The organism is Streptomyces sp. DSM 40868 (assembly GCF_011820545.1).
GTDB lineage: Bacteria > Actinomycetota > Actinomycetes > Streptomycetales > Streptomycetaceae > Streptomyces > Streptomyces eurythermus.
The window spans coordinates 2,826,879-2,847,563 of the sequence record NZ_CP050504.1 but is presented as its reverse complement, the minus strand read 5'-3'; the positions used below and the strand labels follow the sequence as shown (position 1 = coordinate 2,847,563).

Here is a 20,685-nt window from a genome sequence, read left to right as displayed (position 1 = left end):
GCCCTTCCCCTTGCCTACTTCACGACCGCGGCGGCGAGCTTGGACAGCGGTTCGGCGAGCGCGTTCACCGCGTCCGACAGCTCCTTGCGCTGGTCCTTGCCGACCTTGTCGTAGGAGACGAAGTCGTACGAGGTCTTGTCCGAGCGGTACTTGTCGAGCAGGGCGTCCAGCGCGGCGAACTGCTTGTCGAGTTCCTTGGTCAGCGCCGGGTCGTTCTTCGCGGCGACCGGCTTCAGCAGCTCGTAGGCCTTCTGCGCGCCCTCGACGTTGCCCTTGAAGTCGACGAGGTCGGTGTGGGCGTAGCGATCCTCCTCGCCGGTGACCTTGCCGGTGGCGACCTCGTCCAGCAGCTCCTTGGCGCCGTTGGCCATGGAGGTCGGGGTGATCTCGGCCTTCCCGACCCGCTTCTGCCAGTCCTTGAGGTCCGTCACCAGCTGTCCGGCGAGGGCCTTCTCCTCGGCGCCGACCTTCTTGTCGTGCCAGAGGGCCTTCTCCAGCCGGTGCCAGCCGGTCCACTTCTGCCCGGGCTCCAGGCCGTCCTCGCGGACGTCCACCTTCGGGTCGATGTCACCGAAGGACTCGGCGACCGGCTCGGTGCGCTCCCAGCCGAGGCGGGACAGACCGTAGGCCTTCTTCGCCGCCTCCAGGTCGCCGTCCTGGACGGCCTTCGCGAACGCCTCGGCCTTCGGCAGCGTCTCGTCGGCCTGGTCCTGGGCGTAGGTGCGGTACCGGGCGACGGCCGCGTCCAGCCTCGGGTCGCGCTTGGCGGTGGCGGCGCCGCCGGTCACGGTCAGCTTCTGCCGGACGCCGTGGCCCTTCATGCCGGGCCGGCAGGCGATCTCGTAGGAGCCGGCCTTCACCTCGGCGGTGAGGGTGTACTTGGTGCCCGGCCCGATGTTCTCCTTCTCGGAGACGATCCGGTCGTCCGGGAAGAGGATCTCGACCTCGGTCGCCCGCGACCCCTTGTTCTCGATCTTCAGCGTGACCTGGCCGGCCGGCACGGACTTGCTGGAGGTGTCGCAGGTGGAGTCGGCCGCGGTGACCCGGATGGCGTCACCGTCCTTCGCGTCGCTCTTCGAGGTGCAGGCCGAGAGGGCGGTCAGAGCGGCCGCGGTCACGGCGGCGGTGACGGTCAGTCGGACGGCTCGCATGCAGGCTCCAAGGGCGATTCGTATGGTGAGGCTGGCCTAACTTACCCGAGGCTTACCACGCCCGTACCCGTGCTGTCGGTGATTCGGCTCTCACAGCGGGCACACGGACACGACTTGATTGCGGTGCCGCAAAGCGGACATCACGCCACGGCAAAGGCAGGGTCAAAACGCCCGGTGCGGCCCCTGGCGGGCGCCGCGGTGCTTCAATTCCCGGGTGACCGACTACGACGTACTCCGCGTCTTCTGCGGGCCGGACGGCGGCTACGGCAACGAACTGGGCGTCGTCCGCGACGGCACGGTGCTGCCCGGCCGCGACGACCGGCAGGCACTGGCCGGCAAGCTCGGCTTCAGCGAGACCGTGTTCGTGGACGACCCCGAGCGCGGAGTGATCGACATCTATACGCCCACCCTGCGCCTGCCCTTCGCCGGGCACCCCTGCGTGGGCACCGCCTGGCTGCTCGACGTGCCCGAACTCGTCACCCCCGCCGGTGTGGCCGGGGCCCGGCAGGACGGCGAGTTCAGCTGGATCGAGGCCCGCGCGGAGTGGGCGCCGCCGCGCACCCTGCGCCAGTACCCGAGCGCCGCCGAGGTGGACGCGCTTCCCGTGCCGCCGCCGGGGGAGTGGGTGTACGCGTGGGCCTGGGAGGACGAGGCGGCCGGGAGGATCCGTGCCCGGGCCTTCCCCGGGCGGGACGACGGGATCGACGAGGACGAGGCCACCGGCGCGGCGGCGCTGCTGCTCACCGACCGGCTGGGCCGGGCCCTCAACATCATCCAGGGCCGTGGCTCGCAGATCCTGACCGCGCCCCAGCCGCACGGCTGGACCGAGATCGGCGGCCGGGTCCGCCTGGAGCGCTGACGCGCGGGCGTCCGGGTGACCGGCCGCGCGCCGTCCGGGTGGAACCGCGTGTGCGCGCGAGGACGAACGGGGACCTCTGGGCGTGACCACTCAGCCTCCCGAGAGGAGCACCATGCGCATCAGATCCGTTCTGGCCGCGACCGTCCTCGCCGTCGCCCTGGCCGGCGCCGGCGCGTCGACGGCAGCCGCCGGCACCTACGACGACCACAAGGACGACGACGTAGTGTGCAGCCCGTACTTCGGCGGACTTTCCTCGCTGGAGAACAAGATCTTCTGGGGTGGCGCCCACTGCACCGACACCCTGTTCTGACGCGGCCCGGGTCCCCCTGCCGCATCCGGCCAGGGGGACCCGGCCTCAGGGAAGGGTCAGGATGTCCGCGCCGGTGTCCGTGACCACCAGGGTGTGCTCGAACTGGGCGGTGCGCTTGCGGTCCTTCGTCACGACCGTCCAGCCGTCGTCCCACATGTCGTACTCGTGGGTGCCCAGCGTCAGCATCGGCTCGATCGTGAACGTCATCCCCGGCCGCATCACCGTCGTCGCGTGCGGGCTGTCGTAGTGCGGGATGATCAGCCCGGAGTGGAACGACGAGTTGATGCCGTGCCCGGTGAAGTCCCGCACGACGCCGTAGCCGAAACGCTTGGCGTACGACTCGATGACCCGGCCGATGACATTGATCTGCCGGCCCGGCCGCACCGCCTTGATCGCCCGGTTGAGCGCCTCCCGGGTGCGCTCCACCAGCAGCCGCGACTCCTCGTCCACGTCGCCGACCAGATACGTGGCGTTGTTGTCGCCGTGCACCCCGCCGATGTACGCCGTCACGTCCAGGTTGACGATGTCGCCGTCCCTGAGGACCGTCGAGTCGGGGATGCCGTGGCAGATGACCTCGTTGACGGACGTGCACAGCGACTTCGGGAAGCCGCGGTAGCCGAGCGTGGACGGGTAGGCCCCGTGGTCGCACATGTACTCGTGGGCGACCTTGTCCAGCTGGTCCGTGGTCACCCCCGGCGCGATGATCTTCGCGGCCTCCTCCATCGCCCGCGCGGCGATACGGCCGGCGGTCCGCATCGCCTCGATGGTCTCGGGGGTCTGCACCTCCGGCCCGGTGTACGGCGCCGGCGCGGGCTTGCCGACGTACTCGGGGCGGCGGATGTTTCCGGGAACCGAACGGGTGGGAGACAGCTCCCCTGGTACGAGCAGCGACTGGCCAGACATGCCAGCGAGTCTAACCAGCGGACATGGGGGAACATGTCGGTGGCGAGAGGAGCTGTCCATGGCCCTGTTCAAGAAGCGCACGGCCGGCAAACCGGGCGAGTGGTACTACTGCCTGGAGCACGGGAAGGTCGAGGAGGGCCCCGACTGCCCGGGCAAGGACCGTTTCGGACCGTACGCCACCCCCGAGGCGGCCCGGCACGCGATGCAGACCGCCGCCGAGCGCAACCTCCAGTGGGAGAACGACCCCCGCTGGCACGACACGCCGTCCGGCGAGCGGACCGACGAGGACTGAGCGGGTCCGACGAAGACTGAGCGGGTCCGCAGGGCGTCGGCGCGCCGCTCCCGCATCCGTACCGCGTGCCCGTTCCTCCGGAACCGGCCGACTCCGCCCCGGCGGCGGGCCGGTCACCAGGGGGCCGGCGGTGGTGCGGTCAGGGCTTCGGTCAGGCGGGACAGGCGGTCGCGGAAGCCCCGCCGGGACCCCGGCGGTCCCGCGTTCTCGCCGGCCGCCGCGCTCACCAGGTGCTGCACACTGTCCAGGTCCAGCTCCGCCCCCTCCGGCACGGCCAGCGCCTCATGCGCCATCGCGGCCAGCTCGCCCCCGCCCGCGCCGCCCAGCGCCAGCACCGTCACCCCGGCCCGCCGGGCGTCGTGCACCCGCTCCAGCAGCGACGCCGGCTCCTCCGGCGCCACCACCAGCAGGGTCTCCCCGCGCCGCGCCGCCGAGATCCGGCCCGGTCCGACCGCCAGATGCGCGGGGTCGGACGGGCGCGGATGCTGCCGGACCAGCGTCGGCGCCAGCTCGGGCGTGCCCGACCAGGCCGCCTCGTCCACCAGGTGCGCGGCCAGGTGCCAGGGCTCGTACTCCGGCGTGCCCACCAGCAGCAGCCCGCCCCCGTGCGCCACCACCGACCCGCGCAGCACCCCCGCGAACCTCCGGGTGGCCCCCAGCCACTCCGTCCCGGCGAGCACTTCCCGCAGCAACGCGACCCGTACGGCGTCCATGTGGCCGAATCCTGCCGCAACGGGCCACTCGTGACCCGGAGTTCACCGGGAATTCGCCCGACTCGGGGAAAAGGCGCCCCGTACGGGTCGCGTACGGGACCCGTACGCGTCCCCCTGCGACCCGTGCACGGCCCGTGTGTGTCCCGTCCACGACCGAGGAGCCGCCCCGTGACCGACCCGACCGTTCCCCCGACCGTTTCCCCGGCCGACACGGCTCTTCCCCCGGCCGATGTGACCGTTCCCTTCCGTGCGGGCCGCGAAGGGTACGCGAGCTTCCGCATACCCGCCGTCGTCGCCACCCGGGCCGGCACCCTGCTCGCCTTCTGCGAGGGCCGGGTCGGCTCCGCCGCCGACCACGGGCACATCGACATCGTGCTGAAGCGGTCCACGGACGGCGGCCGGACCTGGGGCCCGCTCCAGGTCGCCGCGAGCAACGGCACCGACCTCGCCGGCAACCCCGCCCCCGTCGTCCTCGACACCGGCCGCGTCCTGCTCGTCCACGTCCGCGCCGCCGGCTGGGCCACCGAGGCCGCCATCGTGCGCGGGCAGGTCCCGGACGCCGACGGCCGGCGGGTGTGGGTGCAGCACAGCGACGACGACGGCGTGACCTGGTCCGCGCCCCGGGAGATCACTCGGCAGGTGAAGGCACCGGGCTGGCGCTGGTACGCCACCACCCCCGGCCACGCCCTCCAGCTGACCTCCGGCCGGATCCTGGTCCCGGCCAACCACACCGTGCCGCCCACCGGCACCGACACCGGCGCCGAGGCCAAGTACAACGGCGGGCACTGCCTGCTCAGCGACGACCGCGGCGAGAACTGGTACCTCGGCTACCTGGACGACAACACCGACGGCTACGTCAACGTCAACGAGACCACCGCCGCCGAACTCCCCGACGGCCGCGTCTACCTCAACGCCCGCAACGACTCGCCCTCCCCCGGCAACCGCGCCGACGCCCACTCCCCGGACGGCGGCAGGACGCTCCTCAAGCCCTTCCGCCCGCAGGCGGGCCTGACCGCCCCCGTCTGCCAGGCCGCCGTCCTCCAGCTCCGCGACCCCGGCCTGCTGCTGTTCTCCGCCCCCGCCGACCCGGGGAACGCCCGCGCCCTGATGACGATCCGCGTCTCCCGCGACGGCGGCACCACCTGGCGCCCGGCGTACACCGCCGACGGACTGCCCGCCGCCTACTCCGACCTGGTCCGCGTCGACCCGCACACGGTGGGGCTGCTGTACGAGACGGGCGACTTCGGTCCCTACGAGACGATCACCTTCCGCCGGGTGCCGGTACGGCGCCTGACCTGATCCGGTGCCCCGGCGGGACCGGACGTAGAGTCGGGCCATGACCTCTACCGACAGCGCACAGAAGGCCCCCGCCAAGGACCCCTGGGACCTGCCCGACGTCTCCGGGTACACCGTCGGCGTGCTCGGCGGCACCGGACCGCAGGGCAAGGGCCTCGCCTACCGGCTGGCCCGGGCCGGCCAGAAGGTGATCATCGGTTCCCGCGCCGCCGACCGCGCCCAGGCAGCCGCCGCCGAACTCGGCCACGGCATCGAGGGCGCCGACAACGCCGAGGCCGCGCGCCGCAGCGACATCGTGATCGTCGCCGTACCGTGGGACGGCCACGGCGACACCTTGAAGGCGCTGCGCGCGGAACTGGCCGGCAAGCTCGTCGTGGACTGCGTCAACCCGCTCGGCTTCGACAAGAAGGGCGCCTACGCCCTCAAGCCCGAGGAGGGCAGCGCCGCCGAGCAGGCCGCCGCGCTGCTGCCGGAGTCCCGGGTCACCGCCGCCTTCCACCACCTGTCGGCCGTCCTGCTCCAGGACCCGGAGATCGAGAGCATCGACACCGACGTCATGGTCCTCGGCGAGCAGCGCGCGGACGTGGAGATCGTGCAGGCCCTGGCCGGCCGCATCCCCGGCATGCGCGGTGTCTTCGCGGGGCGGCTGCGCAACGCCCACCAGGTGGAGTCGCTGGTCGCCAACCTGATCTCCGTCAACCGCCGGTACAAGGCACACGCCGGGCTGCGCGTGACCGACGTGTGAGCCGCCTGAGCCCATGGGGGACACTGGTCGGCGAAGCAGTTCCGAGCAGTGTCCCCGACAGGAGCCCCCCGTCATGCCCCGCATCGCCCTCTACACCCTCGTCGTCTGCGTCCTCGCCGTGGCCGCGGCGGTCGTCTCCTTCGTCCAGGGCAGCTGGCTGGGGATCGTCTGGGTGCTGCTGGCCGGACTGTCGTCCAACATGACCTGGTACTACGTCAAGCGCGGCCGGACGGACGCCGCCCGCGACACGTCCGTCACGAACTGAACGAGTCCCTCACGAACCCAGCGAGCAGATCGCCGGGCTCTCCTCCCAGAAGCGGTACTGGGCGTCGCCGCAGTACTGCGAGAACATGTCCACGTTCAGCGCCCGCATCACCGCGTCGACCACGTCGAAGAACGCCTCGTTGACCGACGGCAGCCACAGCACCGCGAACACGAAGAGCAGCCCGAACGGGGCGAACGGCTCCACCTGCCGCTTCACCTTGTACGACAGCCACGGCTCGATCACGCCGTAGCCGTCCAGGCCCGGCACCGGCAGGAAGTTCAGGATCGCCGCCGTGACCTGGAGCAGCGCCAGGAACGCCAGCGCGAACCGGAAGTCCGCGGGGACGCCGTCCAGCGCGTCCAGCCAGAACGGCGCCGTGCACACCGCGGCGAACAGCACGTTCGTCAGCGGGCCCGCCGCCGAGATCAGGCTGTGCCGCCAGCGGCCCTGGATCCGGTTGCGCTCGATGAACACCGCGCCGCCGGGCAGACCGATCCCGCCCATGATCACGAAGATCACCGGCAGCACGATGCTCAGCAGCGCGTGTGTGTACTTCAGCGGGTTCAGCGTGAGGTAGCCCTTCGCGCCGACCGAGATGTCCCCGCTGTGCAGGGCGGTGCGCGCGTGCGCGTACTCGTGCAGACACAGGGAGACGATCCAGGCCGCGGTCACGAACAGGAACACCGCGACGCCGGGCTGCTCGGCGTACCCGGTCCAGGTGGCCCAGCCGGTCACCGCCGTCACGGCCAGGATGCCGACGAACACGGGACTGACCTGCCGGTCGCCGGGGCGGGTGGTGGCGGTGGTCATGCATCGGCTCCTGAGGTGACGAGGGACACGGGAAGGGACTCCCGGAAGATCCGAGAGCATACGGGGAAAACGTCTCGCGGTCGCCGCCGGGTTCCTGGAAGGTTGGGAGGATGGCAGGGATGAGGGTGTTCTACGAGGACTGGCAGATGGAGTGCTGCGGGCGGCCCTTCGCGGTGGGCGACGAGGTGGCCTGGCCGCTGGTCGCCGTGGACCCGGGGGAACGCCGGGACCGGTACTACGGGGCCGAGGCGTGGGTGGAGAACCACGGCGACCGCACCCGCCGGACCACCGGCCGGGTCAGCGCCATCGAGCTGGTGCGCCAGGAGTACGTGGTCCACACGGACCGGCGCGCCCGCGCACGCCTCGACCGCGCCCTCGATCCGGACGCCGGGTCCGAGGGGACGGTCGTCCTCCCGTCCCCGTACCACTGGGAGGCGGTGCCCGGCGCGTACGCCCTCCAGACCGCCGACAACTGCCCGAAGTGGTTCGACCCGGACGAACCCGGCCCCGGCCCGGGCCCCCACCGGACACACCGCACGGTCGGCGCCCTGATCACCCTGGAACCGACGGCCGACGGCCCCTGACCGCGGTGGGCTGCCGCCCTTGGGGCCGGTGAGGCCGTGGTGGGCTGCCGCCCTTGGCTCCGGCGGGGCCGTGGTGGGTTGCCGCTTCCGGTACCGGTGGGGCTGTGGTGGGTTGCCGTCTCTGGCTCCGGCGGGGCAGTGGTGGGTTGCCGCTTCCGGTACCGGTGGGGCCGTGGTGGGTTGCCGTCTCTGGCTCCGGCTCGGCTGTGTGGGCTACTGCCCCTGGCACCGGCCCGGTTGCCGTCGGCGCCCCTTCCGACACCGGCCCGGCCGGTGCCGCCCGGCAGTCGCTCGGGGCGTGTCTGGCAGGTGCTGATCTCGACGAGCGGGTGGCCGGGTCCGGCAGCCTCGCCGGTCGCGTCCGGCCGTGCCGCCTCTCGCCAAGCCGACGACTGTCTCCGGCGGTCTGCCGGTCGTGCCTGGCGGTGCTGCTCCCCGTCAAGCCTGCGGTCGCTCTCGGCGGTCTCGCCGGTTGTGTCCGGCGGTGTTGTTCCCGTCAGGCCGGCGGCTGTCTCCGGCGGTCTGCCGGTCGTGCCTGGCGGGGGCCGCTCCCGTCAAAGCCTGCGGCCGCCCCCGGCAGCCTCGCCGGTAGTGTCCGGAGGTGCCGCTCCCCGTCAAAGCCTGCGGCTGCCCCCCTGGCAGTCTCCCCGGTCGTGCCTGGCGGGGGCCGTTCCCGGTCAAGCCTGTGGTCGCTCTTGGCAGTCTCGTCGGTCGTGCCTGGCGGGGCCGCTCCCCGTCAAGCCGGCGGCCGCTCCCCGCGGTCCCGCCGGTAGTGTCCGGAGGTGCTGCCCCTTGCCAAGCCGACGGCTGCCCCCGGCAGTCTCGCCGGTCGTGCCTGGCGGGTGCCGCTCCCCGTCAAGTCGACGGCCGCCCCCGCGGTCCCGCCGGTAGTGTCCGGAGGTGCCGCCCCCTGCCAAGTCGGCGGCCGCTTTCGGCAGCGTTGCCGGTGGGTGCCGTTTCCGGCAAGCCCGTGGCCGCCCTCCGTATCCTTCCGCCCCCTTCCCGATACCGACCGCCCCCCACCACCGATCACCGTCCGCGCCCCCTCCGGAGACAATGGACCCCGTGTATTACCGGCTGCTCGGCACCACCCAGGCGATCCGCCCCGACGGCACGGCCGTCCCGGTCGGCGGGGCGCGGCTGCGTGCCCTGCTCAGCGTGCTCGCGCTGCGGGCCGGCCGGACCGTACCCGCGGCCGTGCTCGTGGACGAGGTGTGGGGCGCCGACCCGCCCGCCGACGCCACCGGCGCCCTCCAGGCGCTCGTCGGCCGGCTCCGCCGCGCCCTCGGCGCCGAGGCCGTCGCCTCCGCCGACGGCGGCTACCGGCTCACCGCCGCCCCCGACGACGTCGACCTCACCCGCTTCGACCGGCTCACCGGCGACGGCCTGACCGCCCTCGCCGACGGCGACCCGGCCAAGGCCGCCGCCGTCCTCGACGAGGCCCTCGCCCTGTGGCACGGGCCCGCCCTGCCGGACCTGCCCGACCGCACCGCCGAGGCGGCCCGCTGGGAGACCCGCCGGCTCGACGCCCGGCGCGCCCGGCACGCCGCAGCCCTCGCCCTCGGCCGGGCCGAGCAGGCGCTGCCCGAGCTGGCCGCGCTGTGCGACGACCACCCGCTGGACGAGCCGCTCCAGGCGCTGCGGCTGCGCGCCCTGCGCGACACCGGCCGCCCCGCCCAGGCCCTGGCCGCCTACGAGGACGTACGCCGGCTGCTCGCCGACCGGCTCGGCTCCGACCCGGGGCCGGAGCTGCGCGCCCTGCACGCCGAACTGCTGCGCGCGGAACCGGCGCCCGCCGCGCCCGCCGCAGGCCCGGGCAACCTGCCGGCCCGGCTCACCTCCTTCGTCGGCCGCGAAGCCGACCTGGAGGCCATCGCCGCCGACCTCGCCGGGGCCCGCCTGGTCACCCTGCTCGGGCCCGGCGGCGCCGGGAAGACCCGGCTGTCCCAGGAGGCCGCCGAGGCGGTACGGCACACCGTCCGGGACGGGGTGTGGCTCGCCGAACTGGCCCCCGTGGACGACCCGGACGCCGTACCGCAGGCCGTGCTCACCGCCATCGGCGCCCGGGACACCGTGCTGCACGGCGCCGGTGTGGACGGCATGCGCGCGGTCTCCGAGCGGCACGACGACCCCGTCGCACGGCTCGTGGAGCACTGCGCCCGGCGCCGGATGCTGCTGATCCTCGACAACTGCGAGCACGTCGTGGACGCCGCCGCCCGGCTCACCGAGTCCCTGCTGGCCCGCTGCCCGGAGCTGACCGTCCTCGCCACCAGCCGGGAACCCCTCGGTGTACCGGGGGAGCTGGTGCGGCCCGTGGAGCCGCTGCCCGAGCCGGTCGCGCTGCGGCTGCTCGCCGAGCGCGGCGCGGCGGCCCGCCCCGGCTTCCGGGTGGCCGACGACCCCGAGGCGTGCGCCGAGATCTGCCGCCGCCTGGACGGACTCCCGCTCGCCATCGAGCTGGCCGCCGCCCGGCTGCGCATGCTGACGCCCCGGCAGATAGCCGACCGGCTGGACGACCGGTTCCGGCTGCTCACCTCCGGCAGCCGCACCGTGCTGCCCCGCCAGCAGACCCTCAGGGCCGTCGTGGACTGGTCCTGGGACCTGCTGGACGCCGCCGAACGGGACGTGCTGGCCCGGCTGTCGGTCTTCGCCGGCGGCTGCGACCTGGCCGCCGCCGAGGCCGTGTGCGGGCCGGCCGCGCTGGACGCCCTCGGCTCCCTGGTCGACAAGTCCCTGGTGGTGGCCGCGCCCGCGGGCGACGGCATGCGCTACCGGCTGCTGGAGACCGTCGCCGAGTACGCCGCCGAACGGCTCGCCGAGACCGGGCGGCGCACCGAGACCGAGCGCGCCCACCTGACGTACTACCGCGAACTCGCCCGCACCACCGAGCCGTTGCTGCGCGGCCCCGAACAGCTCGCCGCCATCGGCCGGTTCCAGCTGGAGTACGAGAACCTGCGCACCGCCTTCCGGCACGCCCTCGCCCTCGGCGACGAGCAGGAGGGGCTGTGCCTGATCCACTCCCTGCTGTGGTTCTGGCAGATGCGCGACCAGCGCGTGGAGACCCGTAACTGGTGCCGGGAGGTCATGGCGCTCGGCCCCGACCCGTTCGCCGAACCGGCGAGCCCGGCCCGACCCGTCTGGCAGCGCTGCACCGACACCCCGCCCCCGTACACCGGCGAGGCCCTCGTGGAGGCCCGGCGCGGTGTCCATCTGGCCCATCTGGCCTGCATGGACACCGAGATGGACGCCTGGCAGACGCCCGCGGCGCAGGCCCGGCTGCGCACCGTCGCCCAGGTCTACGAACCCGGCCTGCCGCAGACCTGCCGGATACCGGGCCTGCTGTGGTTCTTCGCCGTGCTGCTGACCGGCGGTGCCGACCGGCTGCACACCATCGTGGACGCCTGCGTACGGACCTGCCGGGAGACCCCGGGCTTCGAGTGGGAGCTGGCCGGAGTGCTGCACCTGCGCGCCAACTTCCTGTCCAACCGGGCCGCGTGGACGGGCGACGCCACCCGCGACGCCGACGAGTCGCTGGCGATCTACCGCCGCTTCGGCGACGTCTGGGGCGCCACCGAGGCCCTGGCCGCCCGCGGCGAGGCCAATGAGCGCGGGGCCGCCTACGACAGGGCGGCGGCCGACTACCGGGCCGCCATCGAGCACGCCGAACGCCTCGGCGCCCGCGCCCAGACGGCCGTGCTGCGCGCCCGGCTCGGCGGCGTCCTGCTGGAGTCGGGCGAGAGCGAGCGCGGCGAGCGGATGCTCAGGGACGTCATCGCCGGCCAGGACGGCGCGCAGAACGAGGCGACGACGATGGCCCGGCTGCACCTGGCCTCCTGGCTCGGCCTGACCGGCCGCACCGCCGAGGCCCGCGAGCAGATCCGGGTGCTGCGCGCGGAGCTGCCCGTCGCGCGGTTCGTCATCTTCGACTCCCTGCTGACGTGTCAGGAAGCCACGCTGGACGCCGTGGACCGGCGGACCGGGCCGGCCCTCGTCCTGGCCCGCAAGGCGCTGCGGCTCAGCGCCGAGCCGCTGTCCCAGGCCCTCACCCCGCATCTGCACTCCGTCTGCCTCACCACCGCCGCGATGGCCCTCGCCGACGCCGACGGAGGCGAGCGGGCCGCCGACGCCGCCCGCTGCCTGGGCGCCGCCCGGGTGCTGATGCCCGCCGGCCATGTGATCGCCGGGGTGGAGCGGCGGATCCTCGAGCTGACCGAGGCCCGGATCCGGGCCCGGCTGGACGAGCGGTCGTACGAGGCCGCGTACGCCGAGGGCGGTGGCCTCTCCCTCGCGGAGGCCACCGCCCTGGTCTGACCGGTGCGTCGCGTCAGCTCTTCGTGCGGAACTTGTGGATCGCGACCGGGGCCATCACCACGGTCAGCCCGACCGACCAGATGACCGTCACCCACAGGGCGTGCGCCACCGGGCCGCCCTCCATCAGCCCGCGCGCGCAGTCGGCCAGCGCGGAGAGCGGGTTGTAGTCGGTGAACGCCTGGAGCCAGCCCGGCATCGACTGGGTCGGCGCGAAGATCGAGGAGCCGAACTGGAGCGGCATCAGCACCAGGAACCCCATGGCCTGCACCGACTGCGCGTTCTTCATCACCACGCCGAGGGTCAGGAACACCCACATCAGGGCCGACCCGAACAGCGCGGACAGCGCCACGGAGCCCAGCAGACCGCTCCAGCTGCCCACCTCGTAGCCCACGAGCAGGGCGACCACCAGCAGCACCGCCGTCGCGAACAGCATCCGCATCAGCTCCACCGCGATCTTCGCGAAGAGCACCGAGCCGCGCCCGATGGGCAGCGAGCGGAAGCGGTCCATGACACCGGAGTTGAAGTCCTGGTTGAAGCCGGTTCCCACGCCCTGGGCCATGTTCATGCCCATCATGGCGAGCAGTCCGGGCACCACGTACTGCACGTACTGCTCCTGGCCGCCGCCCAGCGACTTGCCGATGGAGCCGCCGAAGACGTACACGAACAGCAGGGTGAAGACGACCGGGAACAGGATGGCGTCGAACATCGACTCCGGGTCCTGGCGGATCCACAGCAGATTGCGGCGGATCAGCGCGCCGGTGTGCCGCAGATGGGCCCGCAGCGGGATCGGCGTGTCGGCCTTCGCGGCGGCGGGGGAGAGGGTGGCGGTGCTCATACGGCGACCTCCTGGCGGGCGGGCTCGGCGTCCTGCGGGGCACTGGCGCGGTGGCCGGTGAGGGACAGGAACACCTCGTCCAGGCTGGGCAGTTCGGTGGTGATGGAGGACAGCGTGATGCCGCGCGCGGTGACCGCGCCGACCACGGCGGTCAGCTGCTCGTCGCTGAGGATCGGCACCAGCAGGGCCCCGGTCTCGGTGTCCACGGTGGTGGAAGCCAGCCCGGTGATGCCCAGCTCGTCCAGCATGCCGGCGAGCGGGCGCAGCTGGAGCGGGTCGACCGGCCGCACCCGCAGGGTGCGCCCGCCGACGCGGGCCTTCAGCTCCTCGATGCCGCCCTTGGCGATGACCCGGCCGCGGTCCACCACGGTCAGTTCCGAGGCGAGCTGCTCGGCCTCCTCCATGTACTGGGTGGTGAGCAGCACGGTGACGCCGTCGCCGACCATCGCCTTGACCTCGTCCCACACCTCGTTGCGGGTGCGCGGGTCGAGGCCGGTGGTCGGCTCGTCCAGGTACAGCACGGCCGGCCGGCCGATCATCGAGGCGGCCAGGTCCAGTCGGCGCCGCATACCGCCGGAGTAGGTGCCGGCCGGGCGCCGGGCGGCCTCGGTCAGCGAGAACCGCTCCAGCAGCTCGTCGGCGCGGGCCCGGGCCTCCTTGCGGGACAGGTCCAGCAGCCGGCCGATCAGGTAGAGGTTCTCCCAGCCCGGGAGCTTCTCGTCCACCGACGCGTACTGGCCGGTGAGCCCGATGACCCGGCGCAGCTGCCGGGGCTGGCGTACGACGTCGTAGCCGGCCACGGTGGCCTGCCCGGAGTCCGGGGTGATCAGGGTGGACAGGATGCGGACGAGGGTGGTCTTGCCGGCGCCGTTCGGCCCGAGCACACCCATCACGGTGCCCTCGCGCACGTCCAGGTCGACGCCGTCCAGCGCCTTGGTCTCGCCGTAGTGCTTGACCAGCCCCCGTACGGTCACGGCGGAGCGTCCGCCGGCGGGGTTGTCGTCGATGCGTGTCATGGGGAAGACAGTGCCAGGGCCCGCCGACAAACCGCCGACAGGCCGCCGACACCGGGTGCGGGCGCTGCGTCGGCGGCCTGTCGGCGCGGGCGGGCGTCCGGCGTGAGGGCCTACTTCACATGGCGGATGTCGGCGCCCACGAGCTGCCCGCCGGCCACGGTGTAGGTGCCCCGGAACACCTGCACCGTGCCGTCGGTCTGCAGCGCCCGGATCTCCGCGGCGACCTCCCCGCCGCCGTTGTCGGAGACGGTGACGCCGATGCGCGAGGTGGAGGAGAAACCCGCCACCCAGTCCTCGTAGGAGCCGCCGTAGAGCCGGCCGCCGCCCATGGACCAGGCGGCCCGGAAGTTTCCGGCGTTGAGGTGGTCGTAGTAGGTGGTGACGACCGAGCTCGCGTCCTGGTCCTCGTCCGATTCCTGCTCCGAGGGCTCCGGAGTCGGGGTGTCGTCGTCGTATCCGCCGCTGTCGTCGTAGTCGGGTGTGACCGCCGGGGTGGTGTACGTGTACCCGCCGTCGGTGGGTGACGGAAGGGAGGTCCAGCCGTCGTAGGACCCGCCGGGCGACACGGTGGCGGACCAGCCGCCCGCCGACGGGGTGTCGGGGCCGTCCGCGACGGCCACCCCGAGCGTCACCCCGCCGGCCACCAGCACCGCCAGCAGCGCCCAGGGCAGCCAGACCGGCAGCCGGGTCGCGCCGACGCGCACATACCCGCCCCCGGGGGGCGGCTCCGGCGCGGCGAGTGGCACTCCGCAGTCCGGGCAGTCCGGCCGCGCGGCGTCCTCGACGCGCGCGCCGCAGTGAACACAGAAGTGCATGGCCCCCCGCTTTCCGTCTCCGGGCCGCTTTCCGTCTCCAAGCCGTTTCCGGCTACAGGCCGCGGACGGCTTCCTCGATGGTCACCGCCAGCGAGGCCAGCGCGGCGAACCCGGGCACGGCCTCCACCAGCGCCTTCGCGACCCGGCGCAGCTTGCCCGTACGGGGCTCGGGCGCGGCCAGCTCCTCGCGCGCGTCCTCGGCGAACTCCGCCAGGTCCTCCCGCTCCGGGTGGTCCGAGCGGCGCAGCTCCTCGACGAAGCGGGCCAGCAGGTCGCTGATCTCCTGCGGGGTCAGCGGGCGGCCCCCGGTGCGCTCCGCCTCCTCCTCCGTGACCCGGAAGTCGACGCGGGCATTGCTGCCGCTCGCCACCACCGTGTTCCTGACCTGGGCGTTACCCGTGGCGATGACGCCGTCGTTGCTGCGCTGGTGCATGCCGGTCCCCGTTCGTCCGTTGCGTGTGCGGTGGCTGTCAGTCGGTGTTGGGCCGCGGGATCTTCTTCAGGATGGCCGAGATGCGGGACTTGTCGCCCGAGGCGACCGCGCTCGACTCGACCTTGGCCCCCGCGGTGGCGATGATGCCGTTGTTGATGATGGTTTCCTGACGCTTGATCAGATCGCCCGCGTCGATGTCGTGTTCCAGGGCGAACTCCACCAGGGCGTCCAGGATCCTCCGCTCGACGGTCTTGAGGACCATGCCGGAGTCGACCTTCTGGAAGTAGCGATGGTGGTCCGTGGCGGAGGCGAGCTGCCGCACGCTCTTGCGCGCCCCGTAGTCGAACACCCCGAGCCGGGTGATCTGCCGGTGCTGCTTCTTCAGCCGCTTGCGCATCCCGAAGTCCGGGAAGAAGCCGGTGACCGCGCGCCTCGGCGAGGCGATCATCACGAACGGGGTGCTGGCGAGGGTCTGCAGCGCCATCGAGAGGAACTCGCGGGGCGTGGGGGCCGGCATCAGGGAGTCGATGGTCCGGTAGCGGTCCAGCAGCGGGCACAGCACGGTGGGCAGGGCCTCCACGAACAGGTTGGAGTCCGAGCGCACCAGCCGCAGGAACAGCGAGGTCACCAGCTCCCCGCCCCAGCCCGAGGAGTGCGTGACCAGATAGGCGCGGGCGGTCTCCTCCGGGTGCCGCTTCAGCGCGTTCAGCCGGTCGGCGCCGATCCGCGCCACCGGGCGGCCGAGCGGGTCCGGCAGGAAACGGGTGTCGCCCAGCAGCGCCGAGCCCTCCACGAACACCCGCTCCTCCAGCTCCAGGCAGGGCAGCGACAGCTCGCCGATCCGCCGGGCGATGTGGGCGTACAGGTCCGCGACGTCGAAGTCCCGCGGGCGCACGCCCTCCCGCCCGGAGTCGGTCACGTCGAAGACCAGCGACCAGGAGTCGAGTTCCTGGCCGTATCCGGTGAACGGCGAGAAGCCGCTGTAGACGCTGAGGTTGCCGCGCGCGTACTCGTCGATCTGGCGCAGCCGCCGGGCGGCGGACTCGTTGGGCGGCGGCGGCGCCTGCGCCGGGTCGAACCGGTCGGGCCGCAGCCGCTGCAGGCGCTCGCCGTAATGGGTGGAGAGGGCGAAGACCAGCGTGGTCAGCCAGCCGGCCAGCAGCATGAGGAACACGGCGAGGCCGCTGCGGATCACCAGCAGACCGAGGACCAGCACCAGGAGCTCGACGGCCAGCAGCAGGTCCCGGGCGTGCCGGCGCGCGTTGGCCTCGTAGGCGTAACGCAGGACCACGGGTACGTCGCACCCCGGGGCCGGTGCCACGCCGAGGTGCGGTTCGGCGGCGACGTCCCGGATCAGGGAGTCGGCGTACTGCCGGTCCAGGAAGACGGCCGCGCACATGTACCGGGTCAGGTCCCGGCCACCGGTCCAGCGGGGCACGGCGAGGCGGGACGCCGGGTGGTCCGGGTCCGTGTTCCCGGCGACGGCCAGGGTGGCCCCGCACGCGCCGCAGAAGGCCGCCCCGGGCACGGTGGTGGTGGAACAGTCGGCGCAGACGGCCGGTGGCTGGCTCATTGTCTCTCCCCCGAGTGTGAGACGGCCCACACTGTCAAGTGCACCACCGAGCCAGGTGCGGGGAAGCCCCCGTGCGGATTTCGACGCCACTCTGTTACAACTGCCGCGCGGAACAGGGAAGTTGAGGCCAAAGCTTGGCGTACCGGAGCTGCCGGAAGCCTCTCGGCCGGAAAAGGGACAGCCCGCCGACGGGGGAAGATCGACGGGCCGTCCGGTGGTGCCGCGGTGGACTAGTGGACGGAGTGCTCCTCCGCCGGGAACGCGCCGCCGACCACGTCCTCGGCGAACGCCTTGGCCGCGCCGGTCATCACCTCGCGCAGGTCCGCGTACTGCTTGACGAACTTCGGCACCCGCCCGGAGGTCAGACCGAGCATGTCGGTCCACACCAGCACCTGCGCGTCCGTCTCCGGACCGGCGCCGATGCCGACGGTCGGGATGTGCAGCACCCGCGTGACCTCGGCCGCCAGCTCGGCCGGCACCAGCTCCAGGACCACCGCGAACGCGCCCGCGTCCTGCACGGACTTCGCGTCGCGCAGCAGCTGCTGGGCCGCCTCCTCGCCGCGGCCCTGCACGCGGTAGCCCATCGCGTTCACGGACTGCGGGGTCAGTCCGATGTGCGCCATGACCGGGATGCCGGACTCCACCAGCAGCCGGATCTGCTCGTGCGAGCGCTCGCCGCCCTCCAGCTTGACCGCGCCGACCCCGGCCTCCTTCACCAGCCGGGTCGCCGAGCGCAGCGCCTGCACCGGGCCCTCCTGGTACGAGCCGAAGGGGAGGTCGCCGACGATGAGGGAGCGCCGTGTGCCGCGTACCACGGCGGCCGACAGCATGGTCATCTCGTCGAGGGTGACGGGCACGGTGGTGTCGTACCCGAGGTGGCAGTTGCCCGCCGAGTCGCCGACCAGGATCACCGGGATCCCGGCCTCGTCGAAGACGGACGCGGTCATCGCGTCGTAGGCGGTGAGCATGGGCCACTTCTCGCCCCGCTCCTTGGCGAGGGCGATGTCGCGGACGGTGATGCGGCGGGTGCCCTTCCCTCCGTACAGCGCCTTGCTGCCGTCGGAAGGCTTCGTCTGGGCAGCCGAAAGCTGCGTCATTGCAACGGCTCCTTACGTCATCTCGAGGCGCCCTGACGGCGTCCCCGGACCGTCTCCATGGTGGCACCTCGTGCCAGCCGGGGCCAGAGGGGGGCCCGCTGATCCCCGGAACCCCGCTCGCACGTAAGACCTTGGTAAAGAAAATTAGATACGAGACCGTTCCGTATCGAAAAGATCATAGGCTCGGACGCATGACAAGTCCCGTCCCTGCCTCCCGAATACCGGAAGCCGTGCACCGGCGCCGCTGGGCCATCCTCGGCGTGCTGATGCTCGCCCTGCTGATCGTCGTCCTCGACAACTCGATCCTGAACGTCGCCATCAAGACCATCGCGACCCCGGCGCCGACCGGTCTCGGCGCCACCCAGAGCGAGATCGAGTGGGCGATCAACTCCTACACCCTCGTCTTCGCCGGCCTGCTGTTCACCGCCGGACTCATCGGTGACCGGGTCGGCCGCAAGAAGGTGCTGCTCGCCGGCACCCTGGTCTTCGGCATCGGCTCCGCGCTCGCCGCCGAGTCCGGCACCCCGAACCAGCTGATCGCCTACCGCGCGGTGATGGCCCTCGGCGCCGCCTTCGTGATGCCCGCCACCCTGGCCGTCCTGATGAACGTCTTCGAGCGGCACGAGCAGCCCAAGGCCATCGGCATCTGGGCCGGCGGCGTCGGCCTCGCCATCGCCATCGGCCCGATCACCGGCGGCGCGCTGCTCGACCACTTCTGGTGGGGCTCGGTCTTCCTGATCAACGTGCCCATCGTGGTCATCGCGCTGATCCTGATGGCCTGGCTGGTGCCCGACTCCCGCGACCCCAGGCCCGGCCGCCTCGACCCCATCGGCGTCGTCCTGTCCGTCGTCGGCCTCGTCCTGCTGGTCTACGGCATCATCAAGGGCGGCGAGCTGGCCGACTTCACTGACCCCAAGGTGCTCGCGACCATCATCGCCGGCGTCGTCGTCCTGGCCGTCTTCGTCGTCTTCGAGAAGCGCACCGCGCACCCCTCGCTGGACGTCAGCTACTTCCGGAACAAGGTCTTCTCGGCCGCCATGAGCGCCATCGCGCTGGTCTTCTTCGCGCTGATGGGCGTCACGTTCTTCGGTGTCTTCTACACCCAGAGCGTGCGCGGCTACTCGCCGCTGGAGTCCGGCCTGCTGATGCTGCCGCTCGCCGTCGCCCAGCTGCTCTTCGCGCCGCGTGCCCGGCTGATCGTCGACCGCTTCGGCAACCGGGCCACCACCACCGGCGGCCTGCTGCTGATCGCCGCGACGCTGGCCGCGTTCGCCGGCTTCGAGGCCGACACCCCGATCTGGCTGCTCGAGGTCGTCTTCTTCCTGATGGGCACCGGCATGGCGCACATCATGACCCCGACCTCGGTCGTGATCATGCAGGCGCTGCCCCGGGAGAAGGCCGGCTCCGCCTCCGCGCTGAGCAACACCTTCCGCCAGGTCGGCGGCGCCCTCGGCATCGCCGTCCTCGGCTCGGTCCTCGCCACCTCCTACCGCAACGGCATCGAGGGCAAGCTCGGCGCGCTGCCGCCGAACCTGCGCGACACCGCCGCGGAGTCCATCGAGGCCACCCTCGGCATCGCCGAGAAGCTCGGCCCCCGGGGCGAGGCCCTGGTCACCCCGGCCAACGACGCGTTCCTGCACGCCATGCACGTCACCGCGCTGTGCGGCACGGGCGTGGCGCTGGTCGGCGCCGTGGTGACGGCCCTGTTCCTGCCGGGCCGCACGCCCGCCGCGCCGCAGGGCGAGAAGGAACAGGAGAGGGTCGCCGCGATGGACTGAGGTCCGGATACGGCACCACGGGAGCGCGACGGACACTGGATCCGAAGGCACCAAGGGAAACACCGAGAGAAAGACGAACCATCCGGGCGCGGCCCACGGGGGAGACCGGGGGCCGGGCGCGGCACGACGGGGGACCGGACCGGGCACGGCACCAAGGCGGGCGCGGTCCGACGGGGGGAGGAGGCCGCTGCGGGACAATCACCGCAGCACACCGAGAGGACGGAACGACGTGAGCCTTGCCGGCAGCCGGCCGCGACCGGACGCACCCGTGCGGGGACGCCCGCGCAGCGAAGCCGCGGAGCGCGCCATCCTGGACGGGGTGATGAAGCTCCTGGAGGAGGGCGTGCCCCTCGCGGAGCTGTCCATCGAGCGGATCGCCCGCACCGCCGGGGTCGGCAAGGCCACCATCTACCGCCGCTGGAGCGGCAAGGAGGAACTGTTCATCGAGGTGGTCCGCGCGGCCGAGCCACCCGAGCCGGAACTCCCCGGCACCTCCATGCGCGACGACCTCCTCGTCCTGCTGGAGAACCTGCGCCAGCGCGGACTGGCCAGCCGCTCCTCGCTCCTGCTGCACAACGTGCACGTCCAGATGAAGACCAACCCGAGGATCTGGGCCGCGTACCACGAGAACGTCATAGAGCCCCGGCGCCGGCTCGTCCTGGACGTGCTGCGCCGCGGGCAGCTCAACGGAGAACTGCGCGCGGACGTCGACGTGGACCTGGCGAACGACCTGTTCGTCGGACCGATCCTGGTCCGCTCCGTCATGCGCCCCGAGGCCGACCTGTGCGAGGACCTCGCGGAACAGGTCGTCGACTCGGTCCTGGCCGGCCTACGGCCCGTCAGCTCCACAGCCTCGTAGCACTCGTGTGCGCGTTTCGTCACAGACCCCGCCCGCCCGG

At 72.7% G+C, this 20,685-nt stretch carries 20 protein-coding genes; 10 read left to right on the top strand and 10 right to left on the bottom strand.

What is annotated here, in order from left to right; genetic code table 11:
* Positions 1–14: 14 nt before the first annotated feature.
* Complete coding sequence (efeO, locus tag HB370_RS12870) at positions 15–1,151, bottom strand: iron uptake system protein EfeO (RefSeq protein WP_030791276.1); 1,137 nt, start codon at positions 1,149–1,151, stop codon at positions 15–17.
* 214 nt (positions 1,152–1,365) lie between these two features.
* On the opposite strand from efeO, the gene HB370_RS12865 reads away from it, so the two are divergent.
* Positions 1,366–2,010, top strand: a complete 645-nt coding sequence (locus HB370_RS12865) for a PhzF family phenazine biosynthesis protein (RefSeq protein ID WP_030791278.1) — start codon at positions 1,366–1,368, stop codon at positions 2,008–2,010.
* 112 nt (positions 2,011–2,122) lie between these two features.
* Positions 2,123–2,320, top strand: a complete 198-nt coding sequence (locus HB370_RS12860; protein WP_030791280.1) for a hypothetical protein — start codon at positions 2,123–2,125, stop codon at positions 2,318–2,320.
* A gap of 45 nt (positions 2,321–2,365) precedes the next feature.
* Here the strand turns inward: HB370_RS12860 and map are convergent, their stop codons facing one another.
* Entirely contained in the window at positions 2,366–3,223 is an 858-nt protein-coding gene (map, locus tag HB370_RS12855; protein WP_030791283.1) for a type I methionyl aminopeptidase, read from the bottom strand.
* Positions 3,224–3,281: 58 nt separating this feature from the next.
* Between map and HB370_RS12850 the strand changes: the two genes are divergently transcribed.
* On the top strand, positions 3,282–3,515 hold the full coding sequence (locus HB370_RS12850; RefSeq protein ID WP_030791285.1) for a hypothetical protein: 234 nt from the start codon (positions 3,282–3,284) through the stop codon (positions 3,513–3,515).
* Positions 3,516–3,628: 113 nt separating this feature from the next.
* Here HB370_RS12850 and HB370_RS12845 read toward each other — a convergent pair whose 3' ends face one another.
* Positions 3,629–4,228, bottom strand: a complete 600-nt coding sequence (locus HB370_RS12845) for a hypothetical protein (protein WP_030791287.1) — start codon at positions 4,226–4,228, stop codon at positions 3,629–3,631.
* Between the two features lie 168 nt (positions 4,229–4,396).
* On the opposite strand from HB370_RS12845, the gene HB370_RS12840 reads away from it, so the two are divergent.
* The 3 genes from HB370_RS12840 to HB370_RS12830 are packed head-to-tail and all read left to right on the top strand — an operon-like array spanning position 4,397 to position 6,534.
* Positions 4,397–5,527, top strand: coding sequence for a sialidase family protein (locus tag HB370_RS12840; RefSeq protein WP_051816108.1), 1,131 nt, complete (start codon positions 4,397–4,399; stop codon positions 5,525–5,527).
* Between the two features lie 37 nt (positions 5,528–5,564).
* Positions 5,565–6,269: an NADPH-dependent F420 reductase gene (gene npdG / locus HB370_RS12835; RefSeq protein ID WP_030791293.1), complete on the top strand. Its 705-nt coding sequence runs from the start codon at positions 5,565–5,567 to the stop codon at positions 6,267–6,269.
* Between the two features lie 13 nt (positions 6,270–6,282).
* On the top strand, positions 6,283–6,534 hold the full coding sequence (locus HB370_RS12830) for a hypothetical protein (RefSeq protein ID WP_208974391.1): 252 nt from the start codon (positions 6,283–6,285) through the stop codon (positions 6,532–6,534).
* Positions 6,535–6,543: 9 nt separating this feature from the next.
* Here the strand turns inward: HB370_RS12830 and HB370_RS12825 are convergent, their stop codons facing one another.
* Positions 6,544–7,344 carry a site-2 protease family protein gene (locus HB370_RS12825; RefSeq protein ID WP_030791296.1) on the bottom strand — a complete coding sequence of 267 codons (801 nt, stop codon included), beginning with the start codon at positions 7,342–7,344 and terminating at the stop codon, positions 6,544–6,546.
* A gap of 110 nt (positions 7,345–7,454) precedes the next feature.
* Between HB370_RS12825 and HB370_RS12820 the strand changes: the two genes are divergently transcribed.
* Both HB370_RS12820 and HB370_RS12815 read left to right on the top strand, forming a co-directional pair.
* Complete coding sequence (locus HB370_RS12820; protein ID WP_030791298.1) at positions 7,455–7,928, top strand: DUF6578 domain-containing protein; 474 nt, start codon at positions 7,455–7,457, stop codon at positions 7,926–7,928.
* A gap of 1,056 nt (positions 7,929–8,984) precedes the next feature.
* Positions 8,985–12,239 carry a BTAD domain-containing putative transcriptional regulator gene (locus tag HB370_RS12815; protein ID WP_030791303.1) on the top strand — a complete coding sequence of 1,085 codons (3,255 nt, stop codon included), beginning with the start codon at positions 8,985–8,987 and terminating at the stop codon, positions 12,237–12,239.
* A gap of 13 nt (positions 12,240–12,252) precedes the next feature.
* Here HB370_RS12815 and HB370_RS12810 read toward each other — a convergent pair whose 3' ends face one another.
* From HB370_RS12810 to panB, 6 genes are all read right to left on the bottom strand, one after another.
* A complete protein-coding gene (locus HB370_RS12810; protein WP_030791306.1) occupies positions 12,253–13,074 on the bottom strand; it encodes an ABC transporter permease in 822 nt (273 codons plus the stop codon).
* On the bottom strand, positions 13,071–14,090 hold the full coding sequence (locus HB370_RS12805) for an ATP-binding cassette domain-containing protein (RefSeq protein ID WP_030791308.1): 1,020 nt from the start codon (positions 14,088–14,090) through the stop codon (positions 13,071–13,073). The genes HB370_RS12810 and HB370_RS12805 overlap by 4 nt, the downstream gene beginning before the upstream one ends.
* 110 nt (positions 14,091–14,200) lie before the next feature.
* Positions 14,201–14,905, bottom strand: coding sequence for a zinc ribbon domain-containing protein (locus tag HB370_RS12800; RefSeq protein WP_051816110.1), 705 nt, complete (start codon positions 14,903–14,905; stop codon positions 14,201–14,203).
* Positions 14,906–14,957: 52 nt separating this feature from the next.
* Positions 14,958–15,338, bottom strand: coding sequence for a hypothetical protein (locus HB370_RS12795; RefSeq protein ID WP_030791314.1), 381 nt, complete (start codon positions 15,336–15,338; stop codon positions 14,958–14,960).
* Positions 15,339–15,375: 37 nt separating this feature from the next.
* On the bottom strand, positions 15,376–16,911 hold the full coding sequence (locus HB370_RS12790; RefSeq protein ID WP_030791318.1) for a hypothetical protein: 1,536 nt from the start codon (positions 16,909–16,911) through the stop codon (positions 15,376–15,378).
* A 230-nt stretch (positions 16,912–17,141) separates the two neighbouring features.
* Positions 17,142–18,008, bottom strand: a complete 867-nt coding sequence (gene panB, locus HB370_RS12785) for a 3-methyl-2-oxobutanoate hydroxymethyltransferase (protein WP_030791320.1) — start codon at positions 18,006–18,008, stop codon at positions 17,142–17,144.
* 191 nt (positions 18,009–18,199) lie between these two features.
* Here panB and HB370_RS12780 point away from each other — a divergent pair, with 191 nt between their 5' ends.
* Both HB370_RS12780 and HB370_RS12775 read left to right on the top strand, forming a co-directional pair.
* Complete coding sequence (locus tag HB370_RS12780; protein WP_244405504.1) at positions 18,200–19,786, top strand: MFS transporter; 1,587 nt, start codon at positions 18,200–18,202, stop codon at positions 19,784–19,786.
* A gap of 229 nt (positions 19,787–20,015) precedes the next feature.
* Positions 20,016–20,645, top strand: a complete 630-nt coding sequence (locus tag HB370_RS12775) for a TetR/AcrR family transcriptional regulator (protein ID WP_030791326.1) — start codon at positions 20,016–20,018, stop codon at positions 20,643–20,645.
* Positions 20,646–20,685: the final 40 nt, after the last annotated feature.

What these genes read in the sequence shown, in the direction of transcription:
- efeO (WP_030791276.1), bottom strand. Translation starts at nt 1,151, where the DNA reads ATGCGAGCCGTCCGACTGACCGTCACCGCCGCCGTGACCGCGGCCGCT.
- HB370_RS12860 (WP_030791280.1), top strand. Translation starts at nt 2,123, where the DNA reads ATGCGCATCAGATCCGTTCTGGCCGCGACCGTCCTCGCCGTCGCCCTG.
- map (WP_030791283.1), bottom strand. Translation starts at nt 3,223, where the DNA reads ATGTCTGGCCAGTCGCTGCTCGTACCAGGGGAGCTGTCTCCCACCCGT.
- HB370_RS12850 (WP_030791285.1), top strand. Translation starts at nt 3,282, where the DNA reads ATGGCCCTGTTCAAGAAGCGCACGGCCGGCAAACCGGGCGAGTGGTAC.
- HB370_RS12845 (WP_030791287.1), bottom strand. Translation starts at nt 4,228, where the DNA reads ATGGACGCCGTACGGGTCGCGTTGCTGCGGGAAGTGCTCGCCGGGACG.
- npdG (WP_030791293.1), top strand. Translation starts at nt 5,565, where the DNA reads ATGACCTCTACCGACAGCGCACAGAAGGCCCCCGCCAAGGACCCCTGG.
- HB370_RS12830 (WP_208974391.1), top strand. Translation starts at nt 6,283, where the DNA reads ATGGGGGACACTGGTCGGCGAAGCAGTTCCGAGCAGTGTCCCCGACAG.
- HB370_RS12825 (WP_030791296.1), bottom strand. Translation starts at nt 7,344, where the DNA reads ATGACCACCGCCACCACCCGCCCCGGCGACCGGCAGGTCAGTCCCGTG.
- HB370_RS12820 (WP_030791298.1), top strand. Translation starts at nt 7,455, where the DNA reads ATGGCAGGGATGAGGGTGTTCTACGAGGACTGGCAGATGGAGTGCTGC.
- HB370_RS12815 (WP_030791303.1), top strand. Translation starts at nt 8,985, where the DNA reads ATGGACCCCGTGTATTACCGGCTGCTCGGCACCACCCAGGCGATCCGC.
- HB370_RS12810 (WP_030791306.1), bottom strand. Translation starts at nt 13,074, where the DNA reads ATGAGCACCGCCACCCTCTCCCCCGCCGCCGCGAAGGCCGACACGCCG.
- HB370_RS12805 (WP_030791308.1), bottom strand. Translation starts at nt 14,090, where the DNA reads ATGACACGCATCGACGACAACCCCGCCGGCGGACGCTCCGCCGTGACC.
- HB370_RS12800 (WP_051816110.1), bottom strand. Translation starts at nt 14,905, where the DNA reads ATGCACTTCTGTGTTCACTGCGGCGCGCGCGTCGAGGACGCCGCGCGG.
- HB370_RS12795 (WP_030791314.1), bottom strand. Translation starts at nt 15,338, where the DNA reads ATGCACCAGCGCAGCAACGACGGCGTCATCGCCACGGGTAACGCCCAG.
- HB370_RS12790 (WP_030791318.1), bottom strand. Translation starts at nt 16,911, where the DNA reads ATGAGCCAGCCACCGGCCGTCTGCGCCGACTGTTCCACCACCACCGTG.
- panB (WP_030791320.1), bottom strand. Translation starts at nt 18,008, where the DNA reads ATGACGCAGCTTTCGGCTGCCCAGACGAAGCCTTCCGACGGCAGCAAG.
- HB370_RS12780 (WP_244405504.1), top strand. Translation starts at nt 18,200, where the DNA reads ATGACAAGTCCCGTCCCTGCCTCCCGAATACCGGAAGCCGTGCACCGG.